Here is a 16781-nt window from a genome sequence, read left to right as displayed (position 1 = left end):
GGTGAAGCAAAACTTCCTGCCTCAAGATTTCTGCTTCCAGCAAAAAAATGTCAAAATGTCACTTTTCATCAAACGGTATTTTTTTTGAGCATTACTAGGAAATTAAAAAAATCTAAAACATTATGACTAAAGGAAATATTAATGTATCTGTGGAAAACATTTTCCCACTTATCAAAAAATTTCTTTACAGTGACCACGAAATATTCTTAAGAGAATTAATCTCCAATGCTACTGATGCAACTTTAAAATTAAAGCATTTAACAAGCATCGGGGAAGCTAAAGTGGAATACGGAAATCCGAAACTTGAAGTAAAGATCGATAAAGAGCAGAAAACATTACGCATTATCGACCAGGGAATTGGGATGACGGGAGAAGAGGTTGAAAAATACATCAACCAGGTTGCTTTTTCCGGAGCTGAAGAATTCCTTGAAAAATATAAAGATTCAGCTAAAGACTCCGGAATTATCGGCCATTTCGGTCTTGGATTCTATTCTGCATTTATGGTGGCTGAAAAAGTGGAAATCCTTACTAAATCTTACAAAGATGAGCCTGCCGTTCGTTGGATCTGCGACGGAAGCCCGGAATTCACATTAGAAGAAACAACGGATAAAACCGACAGAGGAACGGAAATTATTCTTCATATCGCAGAAGATTCTACAGAATTTTTAGAAGAAACAAAGATCCGTGAACTGCTTTCAAAATATAATAAATTCATGCCTGTTCCTATTAAATTCGGAACAAAAACACATACCCTTCCTTTACCGGAAGACGCTCCGGAAGATGCCGTTGCAGAAACTGAGGAAGTGGACAATATCATCAACAACCCAACCCCGGCATGGACGATTGCGCCAAGCGAACTGACCAATGAGGATTATATGAAGTTCTACCATGAGCTTTATCCAATGCAGTTTGAGGAGCCTTTATTCAACATCCACCTGAATGTGGACTACCCTTTCAATCTTACGGGAGTTTTATTTTTCCCGAAGCTGAGCAATAACCTGAATATAGATAAGGATAAGATCCAGCTGTATCAGAACCAGGTATTCGTAACAGATGAAGTGAAAGGTATTGTTCCGGACTTCTTAATGCTTTTAAGAGGGGTAATAGATTCTCCGGATATTCCGCTGAATGTTTCACGTTCTTATCTTCAGGCAGACGGTGCTGTAAAGAAAATTTCTTCTTATATCACTAAAAAGGTTGCAGATAAAATGTCTTCCCTGATCAACGAGAACCGCGAAGATTATGAGAAAAAATGGAACGACATCAAAATTGTCATTGAATACGGAATTATCACGGAGGAGAAATTCGCGGAAAAGGCAGATAAATTCACATTATACCCTACTACAGATGGAAAATATTTCCTGTGGAATGAGTTGATGGAAAAAATCCAGCCTTCACACACAGATAAAGACGGCAATACGGTCATCCTGTATGCAACCAATGCTGATGAACAACACAGCTACATCCAGGCAGCGAATGACAAAGGTTATGACGTTCTGTTATTGGATTCACCGGTGATCTCTCACGTGATTCAGAAGCTGGAAACTTCAAAAGAGAAGATTTCATTTGCAAGAGTGGATGCAGATCACATCAATAACCTGATTAAAAAAGACGAGCCGGTTATTTCAAAATTAAATGAAACGGAAAAAGAATCTTTAAAGAAAGATGTGGAAGAGGCTGTAAAAGATGCAAAATTCACCGTTCAGCTTGAAGATCTAGACAGCAATGATGCTCCTTTTACCATTACACAGCCTGAATTCATGAGAAGAATGAAGGAAATGCAGGCCACCGGCGGAGGCGGTATGTTCGGAATGGGAGGCTTCCCGGAAATGTATAATTTGGTCGTAAACTCAAACAGTGAACTATCAAACCAGATTTTAAAGACAGAAAGTCCTGAAGAAAAGGAAACCCTGATCAAATATGCTCTGGATCTTGCCAAGCTTTCACAGAATCTGCTGAAAGGAAAAGACCTTACGGATTTTATTCAAAGAAGCTATAAGCAGCTGGAGAAATAATCCATCATACAGAAAACTAAGGCTGTTCTCATATTGGGAGCAGCTTTTTTTGTGCATCCGTCATTGCGAGGAGCTATGCGACGAAGCAATCTCTAAAATGCTTTATTGTTTCACAGATCTGAGATTGCTTCACCTAAAGGTTCGCAATGACAGAGAAAAAAATATTGCATAATTTAAATACAATATTGCATTTAAAAACCTTTGCGTCATTGCGTTTAAAACAAAACCCATTTCAATCATTTAAAAGAAAATAATCAACATTTAACAACAAAGACATTAATATTACAAACCATAAAAATTTCCCTTTCCAAATAATTAAGCCTTACTGTACATTTTTTATGTTTTCTATTGTACACATTGTGCTTTTTTTCCATTTTTGTATAAAATGCCGGATATGCAAAAAGAAAAATTACGCGTCATCAGAAAACAAAAAGGCTACACCCAGCAGCAGATTGCGGATATCATCGCAACTGATGTATCCAACTACAGCCGAAAAGAAAGCGGTGATGTAAGGATTGTCAGAGATGAATGGGATAAAATCGCCCGTTTTCTGGATGTTCCCGTGGAAGAAATTTATGAAGATGAAGAAACAAAAGTAATGGTTAATTATGATCATCCGATTTTTAATGATAAGTCTATTTCTGCAGGAGCAATCACGAACCAGAATAATTATGACAATATCCCGGGATCTGTCATCCAGAATCTGCAGGATTATATCGCTCTTTTGAAAGAAGAAAATGCGAAATTAAAAGAAGAACTGAAAGGTCTCAAAAGTAAAAAATAGCCGCAGCTGTAAACGCTGCCCTTTTACTGTATAAGTTTTAAATGTCATCATGCAAAAAACATAGATGGCATTTTTTATTGATAAAATCTAATAAAAATACGATTCCAGACCCAAACCCCACAACCAACACCCCGAATCTGGAATCCCATAAACTCGCAACCCGAATCCCGAAACCCGCATTAAATCTCCTCCAGCGGATCCCAGAACAGTTTCTTAAAGTTCTTTATTCTTAAATTTTCAACGGTAATTCCTTCTGCTTCCAGTCTTTTTTGAAATTCAGGAACGGATAAAACTCCGGAACTGGCTATTACCCGATGAGCGGGAACATCTTCAGGGCATCCGCCCATTGCCTTTCCTACATGACGGGAATGATTGGGATAGCCAACCGCTTTCGCTATGGCGCCATACGTAGAAACACGGCCTTTGGGAATCAGTCTGGATACTTCGTAAACCTGTTGTTTGAAAATCTCATCCATGGTTCTGTAATCTGGTTTTTGATGTTGAAAAATATTTTTCGTAAATAATAAACAGTTTCTGCATCATTTTTGGATTCTAAACCATTCAATGATGTTTCATTTTAAATATAAAGATATGAAAAAATCATTTTTTAAGCTGCTGAATACAGTGAATAAAAAGTTACTCCCGAAACTGAGTGATAAAGATCCGAACAGTCTGACGAAGATTCAAAAGGGAATTCTGGCCTACCGTTATTTTGTGCTGGTGAATTCTCTTGATTGATCAATATGAAAGATAATGATTTGTAGTTTTGGGTTTGTTGGTACACGCAAAGCCGCAAAGGATTTATGATGTATACTTTTTTAAGACGCAAGAAAATCAAAGATTTTCAGCTATTTTTTACATCCTGTCATTGCGAACCTTTAGGTGAAGCAATCTCAGATTTGTAAATAATAATGTGTTTTTAAAGATTGCTTCGTCGCATAGCTCCTCGCAATGACGGTAAAAATCCCTGCGTCCTAAAGAACAATACGAAAGAAAAAACTTTTGCGTCCTTGCGCTTTCCAACACATTTTTAAATAAAAAAACGCTCCAAAATAAATTGAAGCGTTTGATATTGTTATAAGAACAGATTCTTAAGAATTTTCTAAGATGTAAGAGAACATCAATGGTGCACAAATAGTAGCATCACTTTCAACGATGAATTTCGGTGTTGTGATATCCAGTTTACCCCAGGTGATTTTCTCATTTGGAACCGCTCCTGAATAGGAACCATAAGATGTGGTAGAATCTGAAATCTGGCAGAAATAAGACCAGAAAGGAACGTCATGCATTTCCATATCCTGATAAAGCATTGGCACTACACAGATAGGGAAATCTCCTGCAATACCTCCACCGATCTGGAAGAAACCAACTCCTTTTCCAGCTGAATTTTTAGTGTACCAGTCTGCAAGATACATCATATACTCGATTCCTGATTTCATAGTGGTTGCTGTAAGCTCACCTTTGATACAGTAAGAAGCGAAGATATTACCCATGGTAGAATCTTCCCATCCCGGAACTACAATCGGAAGGTTTTTCTCAGCGGCAGCAATCATCCATGAGTTTTCTCTTGGAATTTCGTAATACTGCTCAAGAACTCCTGAAAGAATCATTTTGTACATGAATTCGTGCGGGAAATAACGCTCACCTTTAGCTTCTGCATCTTTCCAGATATCTACAATATGTTTCTGAAGTCTTCTGAATGCCTCTTCTTCAGGAATACATGTATCTGTAACCCTGTTTAAACCTCTTTCCAAAAGATCCCATTCGTCCTGTGCCGTAAGATCTCTGTAGTGAGGAACTCTTTCGTAGTGCGAATGCGCCACAAGGTTCATCAGATCTTCTTCAAGGTTGGCTCCTGTACAAGAGATAAAATCAACTTTTCCCTGACGGATCATTTCTGCAAGTATCTTTCCCAATTCAGCAGTAGACATTGCCCCTGCCAAAGTGATCATCATTTTTCCGCCATCTTTAAGATGTGCAACATACCCCTTAGATGCATCTACCAACGCAGCCGCATTGAAGTGCAGGTAATATTTCTCTATAAATTCAGAAATCGGTTTGCTCATTATTTTAATTTTTGCAAAGATAAAACTTAAAAACGGAATGCAACATGGGAACATAAAGAAACTCGTATCTGAACCTCCTTTTTTAACAAATGATAAAAACGGCTCCAGCCATTCTGGATTATATAAAAAGTACAGCCCGGGAGCTGTACTTTCTTCTAACACTATAGAGTACACAGGGATCACCCGTTCCAGGCTTCCACTTTTAGGATTTCAATCTTTCTTTCGCCGTCTTTAAACGGCCATTCGATGATATCTCCTACTTTATAACCTACTGTGGCAAGAGCAATATCTGATAAAATGGAATGTTTGTTTTTTGCCGGTTTTGCTTTTGCAGAGGCTACAAAAATATATTCATGTTCAAAATTCTGAGTATGATCTTTAATCGTCACTTTTCTGTCAACAGTTACCACATCAGCAGGAAGATTTCTTCTCAGAACCTGTTGGGCTTTCCTCAGTTCTTCAGCGAGCCTTTTCTCTTCGTCTCTACTTACTTTTTTTCTTCTGAGGGTATCTTTTATAGCATCATAAATTCCGGTGGTTACAATAATATGATTGGACATTTTTTTCTTTTTTAATTGATGAATGCAGTGATTCCCGTGATCCGGTGCAGGATTACAGATACAGTCAGGTATTGCTCCCGTGGAAAACTGCAAAAATAATAGGTAAAATTATTCGGAAAATTTCCCCTGTCCAGGATCCTGACAGGGCTTAATTGATAAAGTCCTTGGAACTTTTAAGAAAAGAGTCCGTATGCAAATATAAAAGCGACAGCAAGAGGCCATTGGAACGGCATTCTGCGGATAAAGAAATCATTGCTGTCATAAAAATTGATTAATAATACCTCTAAGATACTCAAAAATTCTAAACATTCAAAATCGTTAAGATTCGGGGTCAAAGGTTCCGGGATTCGGGATTCGGGGTCCGAGTTGTCGAGTTTTGGGGTATTAGGTATGGGGGTTAAGGTTTAATACTTGGGATTAAAAGTATTTTATCAAAGTTGAAAACCAGCAACTAAAAACCCGAACCTCGGAAAACCCGGACCCCGCCTTTAAAACTTAAACTTCCTACTCTCTTTCTTATCAGAAATTTTCTTTTTGGTATCCAGCCGTTTCTGCTTTTGCCCTTTTGAAGGTTTGGTGGCAATTCTTTTCTTGGGAACAATCAAAGCCTTGTCAACGAATTCAAGAATTTTCTCAATCGCTTTATTCTTGTTCATCAGCTGGGTTCTGCTCTCGGAAACCGTCAGGAATAAATAGCCGTCCGCATTGATCCTGTTTTTTAATTTACGCTGAATCAATTCCTTCTGATATTCATTAAAAAATTCAGACTCTGCAACAGACCAAAGGACGGTAACAGAAGTTTCCACTTTATTGACGTTCTGCCCGCCTGCCCCGCTGCTGCGTGAAGTTTTGAAGGTGAGTTCTTTTGAAAAGTCTTTCATATGACAGAGACCAATAGATTAAAGAGTAAAGATAAAAGATTATAAACGTTCGGCTATAATTTTGTGGAGTTCCATACGGTTTACTTTACCATTTGGAGTTCTTGGGATCTTTTCTGTGAAAATAATTTCTTTTGGATGATGGAATTTTTTATCGAACGGTATTGCTGATATTTTATTAGTAATATCTTCCGACTTTTCGCCTTCTACCACCAGTATTAATTTCTGGCCCAGACTTTCGTCTTTTATTCCTATAAACACAGCTTCATTGGGAATTTCTTTTTTTACCAAAACTTCGAGGGTTTCCGGAAAAATTTTCACTCCCCCGGAATTAATGACGTTATCTATACGTCCCAGAAATTTAAACTGCTTTTCATTTTTAATGTCAACTAAATCATTAGTCTGCAGAACCTCAGCATTCACATTCGGGGCAAAAATCTTCAGGCAGCCTCTTTCATCTGTACTGATCGAAACGTTTTCAAAAGCTGTAAAATAATCTTCAGGTTCCGGCATCAGCTTTTTCAGGGCGATATGAGACAGGGTTTCGGACATTCCATAGGTTTCAAAAATACGGTTTGAAGTATTAGAAAGGCGTTGGTTATTGAATATTTTCTGCTTAAGGCTTTCTGAAACTGCGGCTCCTCCAATAATTAAGTTTTTAATTAAATATAACTGTTCCAGCGAATTTTCTACCTGAAGAGGAGTCATTGCACAGAAATCCACTTCTTCATTCAAATCTTTAAGCGGCTGTAAAGACGGTTCGGCAACAATTAATTTTAATTTTCTTTCTGCAGAACGTACGGTCATCATTTTTCCGGCAATATATTCAACCGGAAGGCAGAGCAATGCTTTATCCCCTTCCTGTAAGCCCAGGAAATTACAGGTCATCACCGCAGAATTGATCATCTTTTTTTTCTCAATCGCAAAAATTTTCGGAGTTCCGGTAGAGCCCGAGGTCTGTACTTTTACGGTATCCCCATCAGAAAACCATTCTTCTAAAAAATTTTTGATTTTGTGTTCGAAATCGGTTTGAAAGGATAAATTATTAATATTGAGATTATTGAAGTCTATCAGCATGATTTTGGCCTATAAAATGTGATGTAAATGTAAAAAAAAGTTTAAAAAGTTCTTGTATCTAAAGAAAAAAGCTGTAAATTTGCCTCACCAAAATAAAAACAGACCTATAGTGTAACGGTAGCACTCCGGTTTTTGGTACCGTCAGTCGGGGTTCGAATCCCTGTGGGTCTACAAACCATCCTTTTTCAAGGATGGTTTTTTTGTTTTAAAATCCAAGAAATTTAAATTTAAACTGGATGGCAAAATTATCTTTAAACTGAGGTGTGTTGTAATACCCAACTCTATAGAAGAATCCCAGATTAAACTGCGATGATAAGAAATTATTCCACTCTAATCCCACTTCATTATACAGGTGATCCAGCTTTTTAAAATCGAACTGATGGAATTCCGGATTTTTCATATCCCCGATGGTTCCTCTGTAGATGAGATCAAAACTGGATACATTCTTCCCAAAACTTTTGAAATACCACGGCAGTCTGTGTGTAAGATAAGCACCTACAAACTTATCGTTGTAATATCTTCCGCCCGCCATTGTAGCAAAACCAAGGTATGAGGTAAGATTGAAATTCAATCCTTCTCTTCCATTGCCCAAACCGTTCATTGTAAAATTCTTCCAAACCGGAGCATCACCGGTGATCATACCTCCGTATAATCTTACGCCTGTTACTCCAAGTTTTGTTTTAAAATTATGAACAAACAATGCGTCAAATCTGCTGAAATTAAAAGTTCCTCCAAATGCTTTGTATCCCTGCTCATAATTCAGGTAGAGTTCAGGAAGGTTCTGTTCATAGGTATATTTCCCGCCCGGTGTCATAATATTCTTTGAATTCGGAGAATATTTTAAGGTGATTATGGATGATGCTATATCAAAATTATTTCCCAGACCTTTAAAATTATAATCAAATTTGGATTCTTCCTGGGTTCTTTTGGCAGCAACATTGACGGTTAACGCATTGGTGATATCATTTTCATAGCTCACTTTAAAGCCTTTGTAACCATAAAATACGCCGTTGTTCAATGCAATTCCGGAATTCATTATTTTCATCCTGAAGTTCCATAAGTTTTCAGAAAAACGTCCGGCGGCCATCACATCATTAAAATATTCGACACGGAAGAAAGAATTCTTTTCCAAAGTGGTACGGATATCTACCCCAGCTCCATACTTAAGCTTTTTATCATATATTCCATACGCAAAATAGGCATCCGGAGAAATATACTTATTGAAATTTTCATTCAGTTTTGCCCCGGCCCCAAGCCTTATATGCTCATATTTGTTGTACCCGATCAATCTGGCCAGATCAAAATCAACCATGCCCAGTTTTATTTTTCCCTTAAGAAGCCCGGCAAGTGCTTTCGCTTTCTGATTGAGCTTATATTTACTGCTTAAACTGTCTATTTTGGTATACGTTGCCGTTTCGCGGGCGGTGAGATTTTCGGTACGGTACTGATCAATCAGTTTCCCGTCTGAATTTTTCACACCGATGGTATAACCTTTAAAATCTTCCGGTTTTTCTTCAATCGGCGTTTTGAAATCAAAATAATCTGCAGTGACAAAAGCATAGCTCCCGAATCTTTTCCGGTTCTGCTTATCTGCTTCTTTTTCTTCTTTTGTTTTATTTTTATCCTGCTCATCATCATTGTCAAAACTGGTAGAACCCATTTTCATTTTATAGTTTTCTTTCACAAGAAACCATTTTTCCTGAACGGGCTTCCAAATACTTGTAATACTTCCCTCACTTTTAATTTTGCTGTTGCTTTCAATTTTTTTCAAAGCGTAGGTTTCTTTATCCACATACAGATAGCCGTTGAATTTCCTCTGTTTTACGGATTGTTTGTCACCCACCTGGCGGAAGCGGATGATATAATTCTGGCGTCCTTCAATTTCAATGGAATCCGTCAGAAAAAATCGGTACAAATTCCTGTTTTCTTCACGGATCTCTTTTGGAACCTGATTTCTGTTTGAACGGAAAGCCATCAGTTCATAGATCGGATCTTTGATTCCCGCCACTTTGTTATCTAAAATATTGATTTTTTCGCCATATTTTTTTGAATACAGGTTTTGAGACGCTCTTTCCCACAAAAACATTTTGCTTTCTCCTACCAGCTTCATGAGGTTTACCGACTCTATGGAATCTTTTTTCTCTGTGGCTTTCATAGGCCGCTGCGGCAGTTTTTTAAGGGAATCTATACGGTTGGCGATGTATGCATTATAAGCATTGATACTGTCTTCATCGAAATCCAGTGAAATTTTCTCATAGGATTTGAATGAGTAGGATTCCAAGCTTTTAGGTGAATTCTGGTTGTAATTTTCGTTGACCTTTCTCAGGATTTCCAATGCCCGCGGATCACTTTTATCTTCTAAAACGATGGCCTGAATATTTTTAATATTGGGATCAGATTTGGTTAGAAAAACTTCCATCACCTTGTCAACCACAACATCGTCATCATTGAATCCGCTGGCAGAAACCTGCACTTTTTTGCATTTTGTTTTGAAGTTCAATACTCCAGATGCATCTGTTTTCCCGATTGCTTTATTGTTGCAGGAAACTGTTGCACCGGAAACGGGCAGCTGATCACCGGAATTTTTAACAATAATCTTCGACTGTGAGAAGATGCTGAGATATCCGAACAGTAAAAGCAGGGTCAAACTTTTTTTCATACAATGGTTTTGGTTCATAGGTGTTAGTTTAGTTATTCAAATTTCTTTTTATACGCTTGATACGTCGCAGAAAATGACAGCATGATACATAGGCCGGATTAACTGTGGCAAAAAAAGTGCCGTCATCACCTCATCAGATACCACATTTCTATCAGGTGTGATAAAATCTTACGAAATTAACACTAAATTGAAGATAATTTTATTAAACATATGAAATTATAATAACATCCCGCTAATGGAATAAAATTTGACAACGTAAAAGGATGTGCATTGTAAAAATCACTGTTAATCTTCCAAAACACTATTACAATGAAAAAAGAATTAGAGCGTGAAAAACCACAAAAGAGAAAGAAAATTATATTAGTGACACTGGGAATTTTATGCCTTTTGGGTATTATTTTCCCGTTTCTGCTGAATATTTATCTTAAACATAAGCTCCCGGATCTGATCAATGAGAAAACGCCTTACCAAATTACTCTTGAAGATTTTGATCTGAGTCTTCTGAAGGGAAATATTTCAGCCAATTCCATTAAAATCAGTACAAAACCGACCCAAGATCCGGCTGTAACCCAAATTTCAGGGGATGTAAAAAGTCTGGAAGTAAAAAACTTCGGGATCTGGAATGCTATTTTCAACAAAACTTATAAGGTTGATGATGTTAAGCTTATTGATCCGAATATTCAGGTGGTTTCCGGCCGCTCAAAAAAGAAAAAAGATTCCACGAAAAAGAAAATGAATTTCGCCATTGAGAATATTTTTGTTCAAAACGGGAATATTTCGGTAAAAGGGAATGATAAAAAAGATCTTTTCACAGGAAAGAATATCAATATCAATCTTACAGATATCCGTCAGAGCAAAGATGCCTCCAAAATGCCAGTTGCTTTTAAGGATTTTAAAATTGATGCGCATGATGTTCTGATCACCGCAAATGAATTTTACAGAATTTCCGCTTCTAAAATTGATGCAAAAAACAAGCAGCTTCATGTTTCGGAATTTCATCTGAAACCTATTGAAAGTCCTGCGCTGTACAATGCAAAAAATGTTTTTGATCTAAAGATTAATGAGCTTGCCGCAGATAATTTTACAATTGACCGGGATTCTCTTATCGTGGAAAATGCAACATTCAGAAAACCTCAGCTGATTGTGACTTCCACCCATAAAAAAACCGTAAAAGAAAATCCTAAAGAGGTTAATCTGAAAATCGGCATCAAAAACCTTGATTTCCAGCAGGGCTCTGTTATCGTTCAGCAGCAGGATAAAACCAAAACGGCTTCCGTGGAAAATTTCCGTGTGAATCTGCAGGATATTGTTTTTGATAAAAATACGGTGAAAGAAAAGATCCCTTTTGCCTTTTCTACGCATAATATTGAGTTTGAAAATATTTATTTTAAAACTGATCCTTTACAGGCGGTAAGCGTTAAAAAAATAAGTTCCAATAATTCTGATATTTTCATCAGTGATGCCCGTTTCAATGGTATCGGGAAAAGTAATACAAAAGATGTTTTCAACATTAAAACAGAGAAGATAGAGATCCTGAACAACACTTCAAAGTTTGTGGGACAGCAGCTGCAGCTTAAACTTGGTGAAATCAATGTGTATGCTCCGGACATCCGTATTACAGCGGCAGCTCATAAAAATAAATCTGCGAAAAAAGCTCAGAACCAGCCACCGGATCTGATGGTAAATCTTGGAGCACTGAATCTTATCAACGGAACATTCAGCCAGGAAAAACAGGGCAGCCAGAAAATGAAAGTCGGGAATTTTAATGTTAAATTAAATTCTGTAACTGCCAATAAGAATACCCTGAAGGAATCCATCCCGTTCCAGGTAAAAAGCCATTTGATTACCGCTAAGACCATCGATGTGGATGCCGGAAAATATTACAAATTAAAGGTAGATCAAATAAAAAATACAGGGAAAACGACCAACATCAGCAATTTTGCTTTTCTTCCCAAGTATTCCAGAAATCAGTTTAACAAAATGATTGCGGTAGAGGAAGATTTGTATACGATAAAGGTGAAATCCATCAACATTGCGGATAAAAACTCGGTGATTGGAGGTAAAACGAGCATCGATCTTGATCATATTATTTTTGACGGTGTAGACTGTAATATTTACCATGATCTTGCACCGCCGGATGATATCGGGGTACGCTATATGTTCAGCAAAAAACTTCGTGATGTAAAGTTTCCGCTTTATGTGAAACAGGTGGATATTAAAAATTCAAAATTAACCTACGAAGAAATTGCAGAAAAAGCACAGATTCCGGGTAAAATTACCTTTGATCATTTCAATGCGAAAATTGCCAACGTAAACAGTGCGAAAATGAAAGGAAAACCCACCTTAATAAAAGTGGATTCTGATTTTAAATTTTTCGGGGATGCTCCAACGGATGTTCACTGGCAGTTTGATGTGGCGAATACCAATGATGATTATGCAATCAACGGAACCATCAAAGATCTTTCTGTGGAAAATGCCAATCTTTTTGTACGTCCTTACCTGAATGTGAGCCTTGACGGGAAGATTGACTATCTGAAATTCGATTATAAAGGAAACAGCAAGAAAATCGGGGGAAATTTCTATTTCAAATACACCGATATGCACGTGAATTTCATGAATAAAAATACAGGTAAAGAGAGAAAACTTCTGACCGCCATTGCTAATATTTTTGTAAAAAATGATTCCAAAGGCGAGCCGGATCATGTAGAGGTCGATAAAGAACGTGATCCCAATAAAAGCTTTTTCAATACTCTATGGCAGGGCATTATGGAGGGGCTGAAAAAATATTTGATTTAAAAAAATTCGAAAAACTTAACTCAAAAGAACATAGCCTTTTATGTATTTTCATCTGGAAAAACAGCCTACTTTTTACGTGAGACCCTTGTCTGTAAAGAAAAAATTTGTAAATTTGCATCACCAAAATAAAACAGACCTATAGTGTAACGGTAACACTCCGGTTTTTGGTACCGTCATTCGGGGTTCGAATCCCTGTGGGTCTACAAACCATCCTTTTTAAGGGTGGTTTTTTTGTTTATAAAGCTTGGGATTCTATCGAAAAACTATAACCTTTTGTATCTGAATGGAATCTTTACAATATCAATCACCTTTTCGCCGCGGTTGTTTTTTCCGGCAGTCCATTTTATTGTATCAGTCGCGCTTATTGCTGCCGCTTTTACTTCGCTGTTAAAGATTTCATCCTTTCCATACGTCGAAATATTCAGAACATTTCCTTCCTGATCTATTTTCAGGATAATCTGGGTATTCAGGGTTTTGGATAAAGACGTTAGTGCTTCCTTATTAAGATTCTGTTCCACTTTTTTCACAAAGGCTTTATTTCCGCCGGGAAACTGTGCCGGAAAAGCTATGGTTGGCGGCGGCGGAACTGAAGGATCCTGCTGCTGGCGGGATTCATACCGGTCTGCAATTTTCGGAGCTGCATTCGTTTTTTTATTTTGGGAGAAAGCCATTGCTGACATGCAGGTAAGACTTAATAGGGCAATTTTTTTCATAGGGAAAAGGGTTTCGGGTTACGAGTTTCGTGGTTCCGGGTTGAGAGCCACAGTATAAATATAGGTTTATAATTTTATATTCCTATTAATCTAAATTTACATTATAAACTAAATGTCACCTGTAATCCAAAACAGGCAACTCATAACCCGTAACCCCGAAACTCGTAACCCGTAACCCGCAACGCGAATCAACTTCCCGCCGGCTGCTGCTGCGTCACACAATGGATCATTCCGCCGTTTTCATATAAGTTTCTCACATCAATTCCGATGACTTTTCTATCCGGATACTGTTCCTGGATTATTTTATTGGCGATCTTATCATTGGGATCTCCGTAATTCGGGACCAGTACAACTTTATTGGCGACATAGAAATTCACGTACGAGCCTTTTTCTTCCAGCTGCTTTCCATAAGCTGTTTTCACTTTGTTTTTTGTGGCCGGAACGTATACCTTTTTATATTCTTTTCCGTCTGCATTGGATGCTGCGTAAAGGGTATTGATATCTTTATCGGTAAGACCCATTTCAAAAAGACCGTCCTCATCCATCGTGATCATGGTATTATGATTGATGAATTTCATAAACCCGTCGATGTGCATATCGGTAACATCCAGCCCGGTAACGCCGTCCAGCCAGATAACCTTGGAAACACCGTAATATTTTTCAAACATTTCTTCTGCTTCCTGCTGGGTGATTCCTTTAGTTCTTGTAGATCTTTTTTTCTGGCTGATCACCGAACTTCTGCAGGCCATCAGAACACCGTTTCCATCAGTTTCTACAGAACCTCCTTCATTTACCATTTCTTCATTAAGATCAATGACCTTAATACCCAAATCTTCTGCGATCCGGGAAGGAATTTCATCACAGTTTTCGGAATCATATTTTCCTCCCCAACCATTGAATCCCCAGTCTTCGATGAGTACACGTCCGTTATTATCTTTCACGAAAATAGGCCCGTTATCCCTGATCCATACATCATCGGTAGGATATACTTTGAAATCAACGTTTTTTAAAGGAATCTGATTCTTCTGTAAAAGTTCAGTGATTCTTTTCTTCTCGGTTTCATCATAAGCGATAATGTGAACTTTTTCTCCCGATTGAAGCTCCCGGGTCATATCGATCCAGGTCTGCTCTATTCTTTTCCGGTATTCCGCACCGTGCTGATGATGGTGGGGCCATTGCAGCCAAGTTCCTTCGTGAGGCGAAGATTCTTCCGGAAAGTGATACGTCTGTGCCATACAAAATGTCATATTGAGTAAGAGAGTGATTGCGAATAATTTATTCATATCATTAAAATTTTTTTCCAATAAATACACCGAAATTGATGTCGGTTTCAAAAGTGCTTCCGGTCTGGGAAATATTGCTTCCTATCCCGAACTGCATCTTTTTTCTGTTTTCCAATCCCAAGCGGATGATCTGGCTGCTGGCCTGATGTTCCTGAAAACTGAAGTCAGATTCTACCATCAGCATACTGTATAAGTTAAGCTTTTCGTTTAATTTGGGAGTATATTCCATCAGGGTATAAAGCCCCAGTCCTGCTTTTCCGGTATCGAAGGAATAGGTAACTGCCGGAAATAAACTGATCCCGAAGTTCCGGGTTTCTTTGATGTAAGCCAGACCTAAAGATGGCATTACGTCTTCATCTGAAATATAAACCCCGGCGGAAGCGCCCCAATTGTTGCCTACATAGTAATTAAGGCTCTGATACACTGAAGGACTCACTTTTCCGGTCTCATACTCATAGGAAGCCGTTCCTGAAACGAAATAATTCCATCTGTTTTTAAAATCTTTATCATAAATTCCCAACACCTCAGCTTCTTTATTTCCGCCATAAGCCTGGATGGTAACCTGAGATTGTGCATAGGATGATATTAATACCATAAAGAGGCATACATTTTTTTTCATTCTGATCCGTTTTCTAAAAATTTTGCGCGATAAATTCCATCAGCCGGACTATTTATCCGGGGCAAAATTAGATCATCAGAAAAACAAAACTTGTCCTAAAAGGACATCCTTAAGAATGCAGCGGAAAATAAATATGGGTGATCATTTCTTCCTTTTCAGACTGCACATGTTCTTCTATAACATCTGAATTATCTAACAAAAGTTCTGGTTTAGTGAGCCAGAAACGGTAAAAGGCCCGGTAGGTTTCTAAAATATTTTCAAAAGATCCGTAATGCGTAAACCGGATGTATTTCCCTCCAAAAATTTCTGTTTTCTGAAATCCTGAAGCTCCTGACACAGGCAGTAGTATAGCCGCTCCATATCTGCAGTGGGAACGGTTGGTGATCAGCGGCTGATCGCGTATAATTCCGTAAGCTGGAAAAGAATCGCCATTCTCCTGTTCAATGCTTGCCCACAAATCATTAATCTCCTGATTGTTGTAATCTTTAGCCTTAATGAAGGTACAGTATACCTGAACAGCATCCTTGTATTTGATCTCATACTGCAGGTCAGGAACCTCATTCTCCAGAAATTCTTTAAAAATCTCCTGCTTCTGACTTCGGGCTTCTGCAGGTGAAATATGATACTGTTTTTTAAACGCTTTTGAAAAGGACTGGATATTGAAATAGCCGACTTCCCAGGCAATATCAGAAATTTTATCCGTGGTGTAGATCAGTTTTTTGTAAGATTTTTCCAGGCGGAGACGCTTTTGAAATCCGGAGATGGTTTCTCTAAAGATCTTAAAAAAAATCCTTTGAAAATTCCGGTAAGAATATTGGGAAAGATGCTCTATTTCATCAGCCGTGATCTCCCTGTCGAAGTTTTCTTCGATATGGTCAACGATCTTCTGAATTTCATTGAAACTGATCTGCACGGCTTTATATTTTGCCAGTGAATAGGCTTATCCACTTCTAAAGATAAAGCATTTAAGTTGATTCCTCAACAAATTAATGAAACAAATGACAGGTCGAATATAACTAAACGGACCGGGAAAAATTTCTATTTAAACTGAGTTCGGGATAAAAAGCTAAGATTAAAAGGTTGGAAGATGGAAGTCACGAATGAGCAGTAAGTATTCAAAGTAGATTTTTTTAAACCTACAGAAAATCCTGGTGTATAAGTTTTGGCTAAAGCCTTTTGCAATGCGTATATGTTGTAAGCGGGCTGAAGCCCGCCCCTATTGAATACATGGAAAACCCTCCGGGAATATCAACCACTGTATCAAGATATTGAACCTTGTCACAAGAAAAAAATCATTCCAATCCGCATTTTTCAGTCTTATCTACCTAAAT

At 37.9% G+C, this 16781-nt stretch carries 14 protein-coding genes and 2 tRNA genes; 6 read left to right on the top strand and 10 right to left on the bottom strand.

What is annotated here, in order from left to right:
* Positions 1 to 122 precede the first annotated feature (122 nt).
* Both htpG and JET18_RS01725 read left to right on the top strand, forming a co-directional pair.
* Positions 123 to 2015 carry a molecular chaperone HtpG gene (gene htpG, locus JET18_RS01730; protein ID WP_202088842.1) on the top strand — a complete coding sequence of 631 codons (1893 nt, stop codon included), beginning with the start codon at positions 123 to 125 and terminating at the stop codon, positions 2013 to 2015.
* 394 nt (positions 2016 to 2409) lie between these two features.
* Entirely contained in the window at positions 2410 to 2799 is a 390-nt protein-coding gene (locus JET18_RS01725) for a helix-turn-helix transcriptional regulator (protein ID WP_202088840.1), read from the top strand.
* A 179-nt stretch (positions 2800 to 2978) separates the two neighbouring features.
* On the opposite strand, the gene JET18_RS01720 is transcribed toward JET18_RS01725, so the two are convergent.
* Positions 2979 to 3275: an MGMT family protein gene (locus JET18_RS01720; RefSeq protein WP_202088838.1), complete on the bottom strand. Its 297-nt coding sequence runs from the start codon at positions 3273 to 3275 to the stop codon at positions 2979 to 2981.
* A 115-nt stretch (positions 3276 to 3390) separates the two neighbouring features.
* On the opposite strand from JET18_RS01720, the gene JET18_RS01715 reads away from it, so the two are divergent.
* Positions 3391 to 3537, top strand: a complete 147-nt coding sequence (locus JET18_RS01715; RefSeq protein WP_202088836.1) for a hypothetical protein — start codon at positions 3391 to 3393, stop codon at positions 3535 to 3537.
* A 353-nt stretch (positions 3538 to 3890) separates the two neighbouring features.
* On the opposite strand, the gene JET18_RS01710 is transcribed toward JET18_RS01715, so the two are convergent.
* From JET18_RS01710 to JET18_RS01695, 4 genes are all read right to left on the bottom strand, one after another.
* Positions 3891 to 4865: a deoxyhypusine synthase family protein gene (locus tag JET18_RS01710; protein WP_048508622.1), complete on the bottom strand. Its 975-nt coding sequence runs from the start codon at positions 4863 to 4865 to the stop codon at positions 3891 to 3893.
* A 179-nt stretch (positions 4866 to 5044) separates the two neighbouring features.
* Positions 5045 to 5425 carry a GreA/GreB family elongation factor gene (locus tag JET18_RS01705; RefSeq protein WP_202088834.1) on the bottom strand — a complete coding sequence of 127 codons (381 nt, stop codon included), beginning with the start codon at positions 5423 to 5425 and terminating at the stop codon, positions 5045 to 5047.
* Positions 5426 to 5913: 488 nt separating this feature from the next.
* Positions 5914 to 6306, bottom strand: a complete 393-nt coding sequence (gene arfB, locus JET18_RS01700; RefSeq protein WP_202088832.1) for an alternative ribosome rescue aminoacyl-tRNA hydrolase ArfB — start codon at positions 6304 to 6306, stop codon at positions 5914 to 5916.
* A 39-nt stretch (positions 6307 to 6345) separates the two neighbouring features.
* Entirely contained in the window at positions 6346 to 7380 is a 1035-nt protein-coding gene (locus JET18_RS01695; RefSeq protein WP_202088830.1) for an AMP-binding protein, read from the bottom strand.
* Positions 7381 to 7480: 100 nt separating this feature from the next.
* On the opposite strand from JET18_RS01695, the gene JET18_RS01690 reads away from it, so the two are divergent.
* Positions 7481 to 7551, top strand: a tRNA-Gln gene (locus tag JET18_RS01690).
* 34 nt (positions 7552 to 7585) lie between these two features.
* On the opposite strand, the gene JET18_RS01685 is transcribed toward JET18_RS01690, so the two are convergent.
* Positions 7586 to 10039, bottom strand: a complete 2454-nt coding sequence (locus JET18_RS01685; RefSeq protein ID WP_202088828.1) for a hypothetical protein — start codon at positions 10037 to 10039, stop codon at positions 7586 to 7588.
* 309 nt (positions 10040 to 10348) lie between these two features.
* On the opposite strand from JET18_RS01685, the gene JET18_RS01680 reads away from it, so the two are divergent.
* Both JET18_RS01680 and JET18_RS01675 read left to right on the top strand, forming a co-directional pair.
* Entirely contained in the window at positions 10349 to 12835 is a 2487-nt protein-coding gene (locus JET18_RS01680) for an AsmA family protein (RefSeq protein WP_202088826.1), read from the top strand.
* 132 nt (positions 12836 to 12967) lie between these two features.
* Positions 12968 to 13038: transfer RNA gene (locus JET18_RS01675), tRNA-Gln, on the top strand.
* 60 nt (positions 13039 to 13098) lie between these two features.
* Here JET18_RS01675 and JET18_RS01670 read toward each other — a convergent pair.
* The 4 genes from JET18_RS01670 to JET18_RS01655 form a co-directional block, all read right to left on the bottom strand.
* On the bottom strand, positions 13099 to 13548 hold the full coding sequence (locus JET18_RS01670) for a hypothetical protein (protein WP_202088824.1): 450 nt from the start codon (positions 13546 to 13548) through the stop codon (positions 13099 to 13101).
* 188 nt (positions 13549 to 13736) lie between these two features.
* On the bottom strand, positions 13737 to 14831 hold the full coding sequence (locus JET18_RS01665; protein ID WP_202088823.1) for an agmatine deiminase family protein: 1095 nt from the start codon (positions 14829 to 14831) through the stop codon (positions 13737 to 13739).
* A gap of 4 nt (positions 14832 to 14835) precedes the next feature.
* On the bottom strand, positions 14836 to 15450 hold the full coding sequence (locus JET18_RS01660) for a hypothetical protein (RefSeq protein WP_202088821.1): 615 nt from the start codon (positions 15448 to 15450) through the stop codon (positions 14836 to 14838).
* Between the two features lie 109 nt (positions 15451 to 15559).
* The gene (locus JET18_RS01655) at positions 15560 to 16363 is read right to left on the bottom strand and encodes an AraC family transcriptional regulator (protein WP_202088819.1); all 804 of its coding nucleotides are present in this window, start codon (positions 16361 to 16363) and stop codon (positions 15560 to 15562) included.
* Positions 16364 to 16781 lie beyond the last annotated feature (418 nt).

Source organism: Chryseobacterium endalhagicum (genome assembly GCF_016745235.1).
Lineage (GTDB): Bacteria > Bacteroidota > Bacteroidia > Flavobacteriales > Weeksellaceae > Chryseobacterium > Chryseobacterium endalhagicum.
The sequence above is the reverse complement of the archived record's forward strand: the minus strand, read 5'-3'. Positions and strand labels throughout refer to the sequence as shown.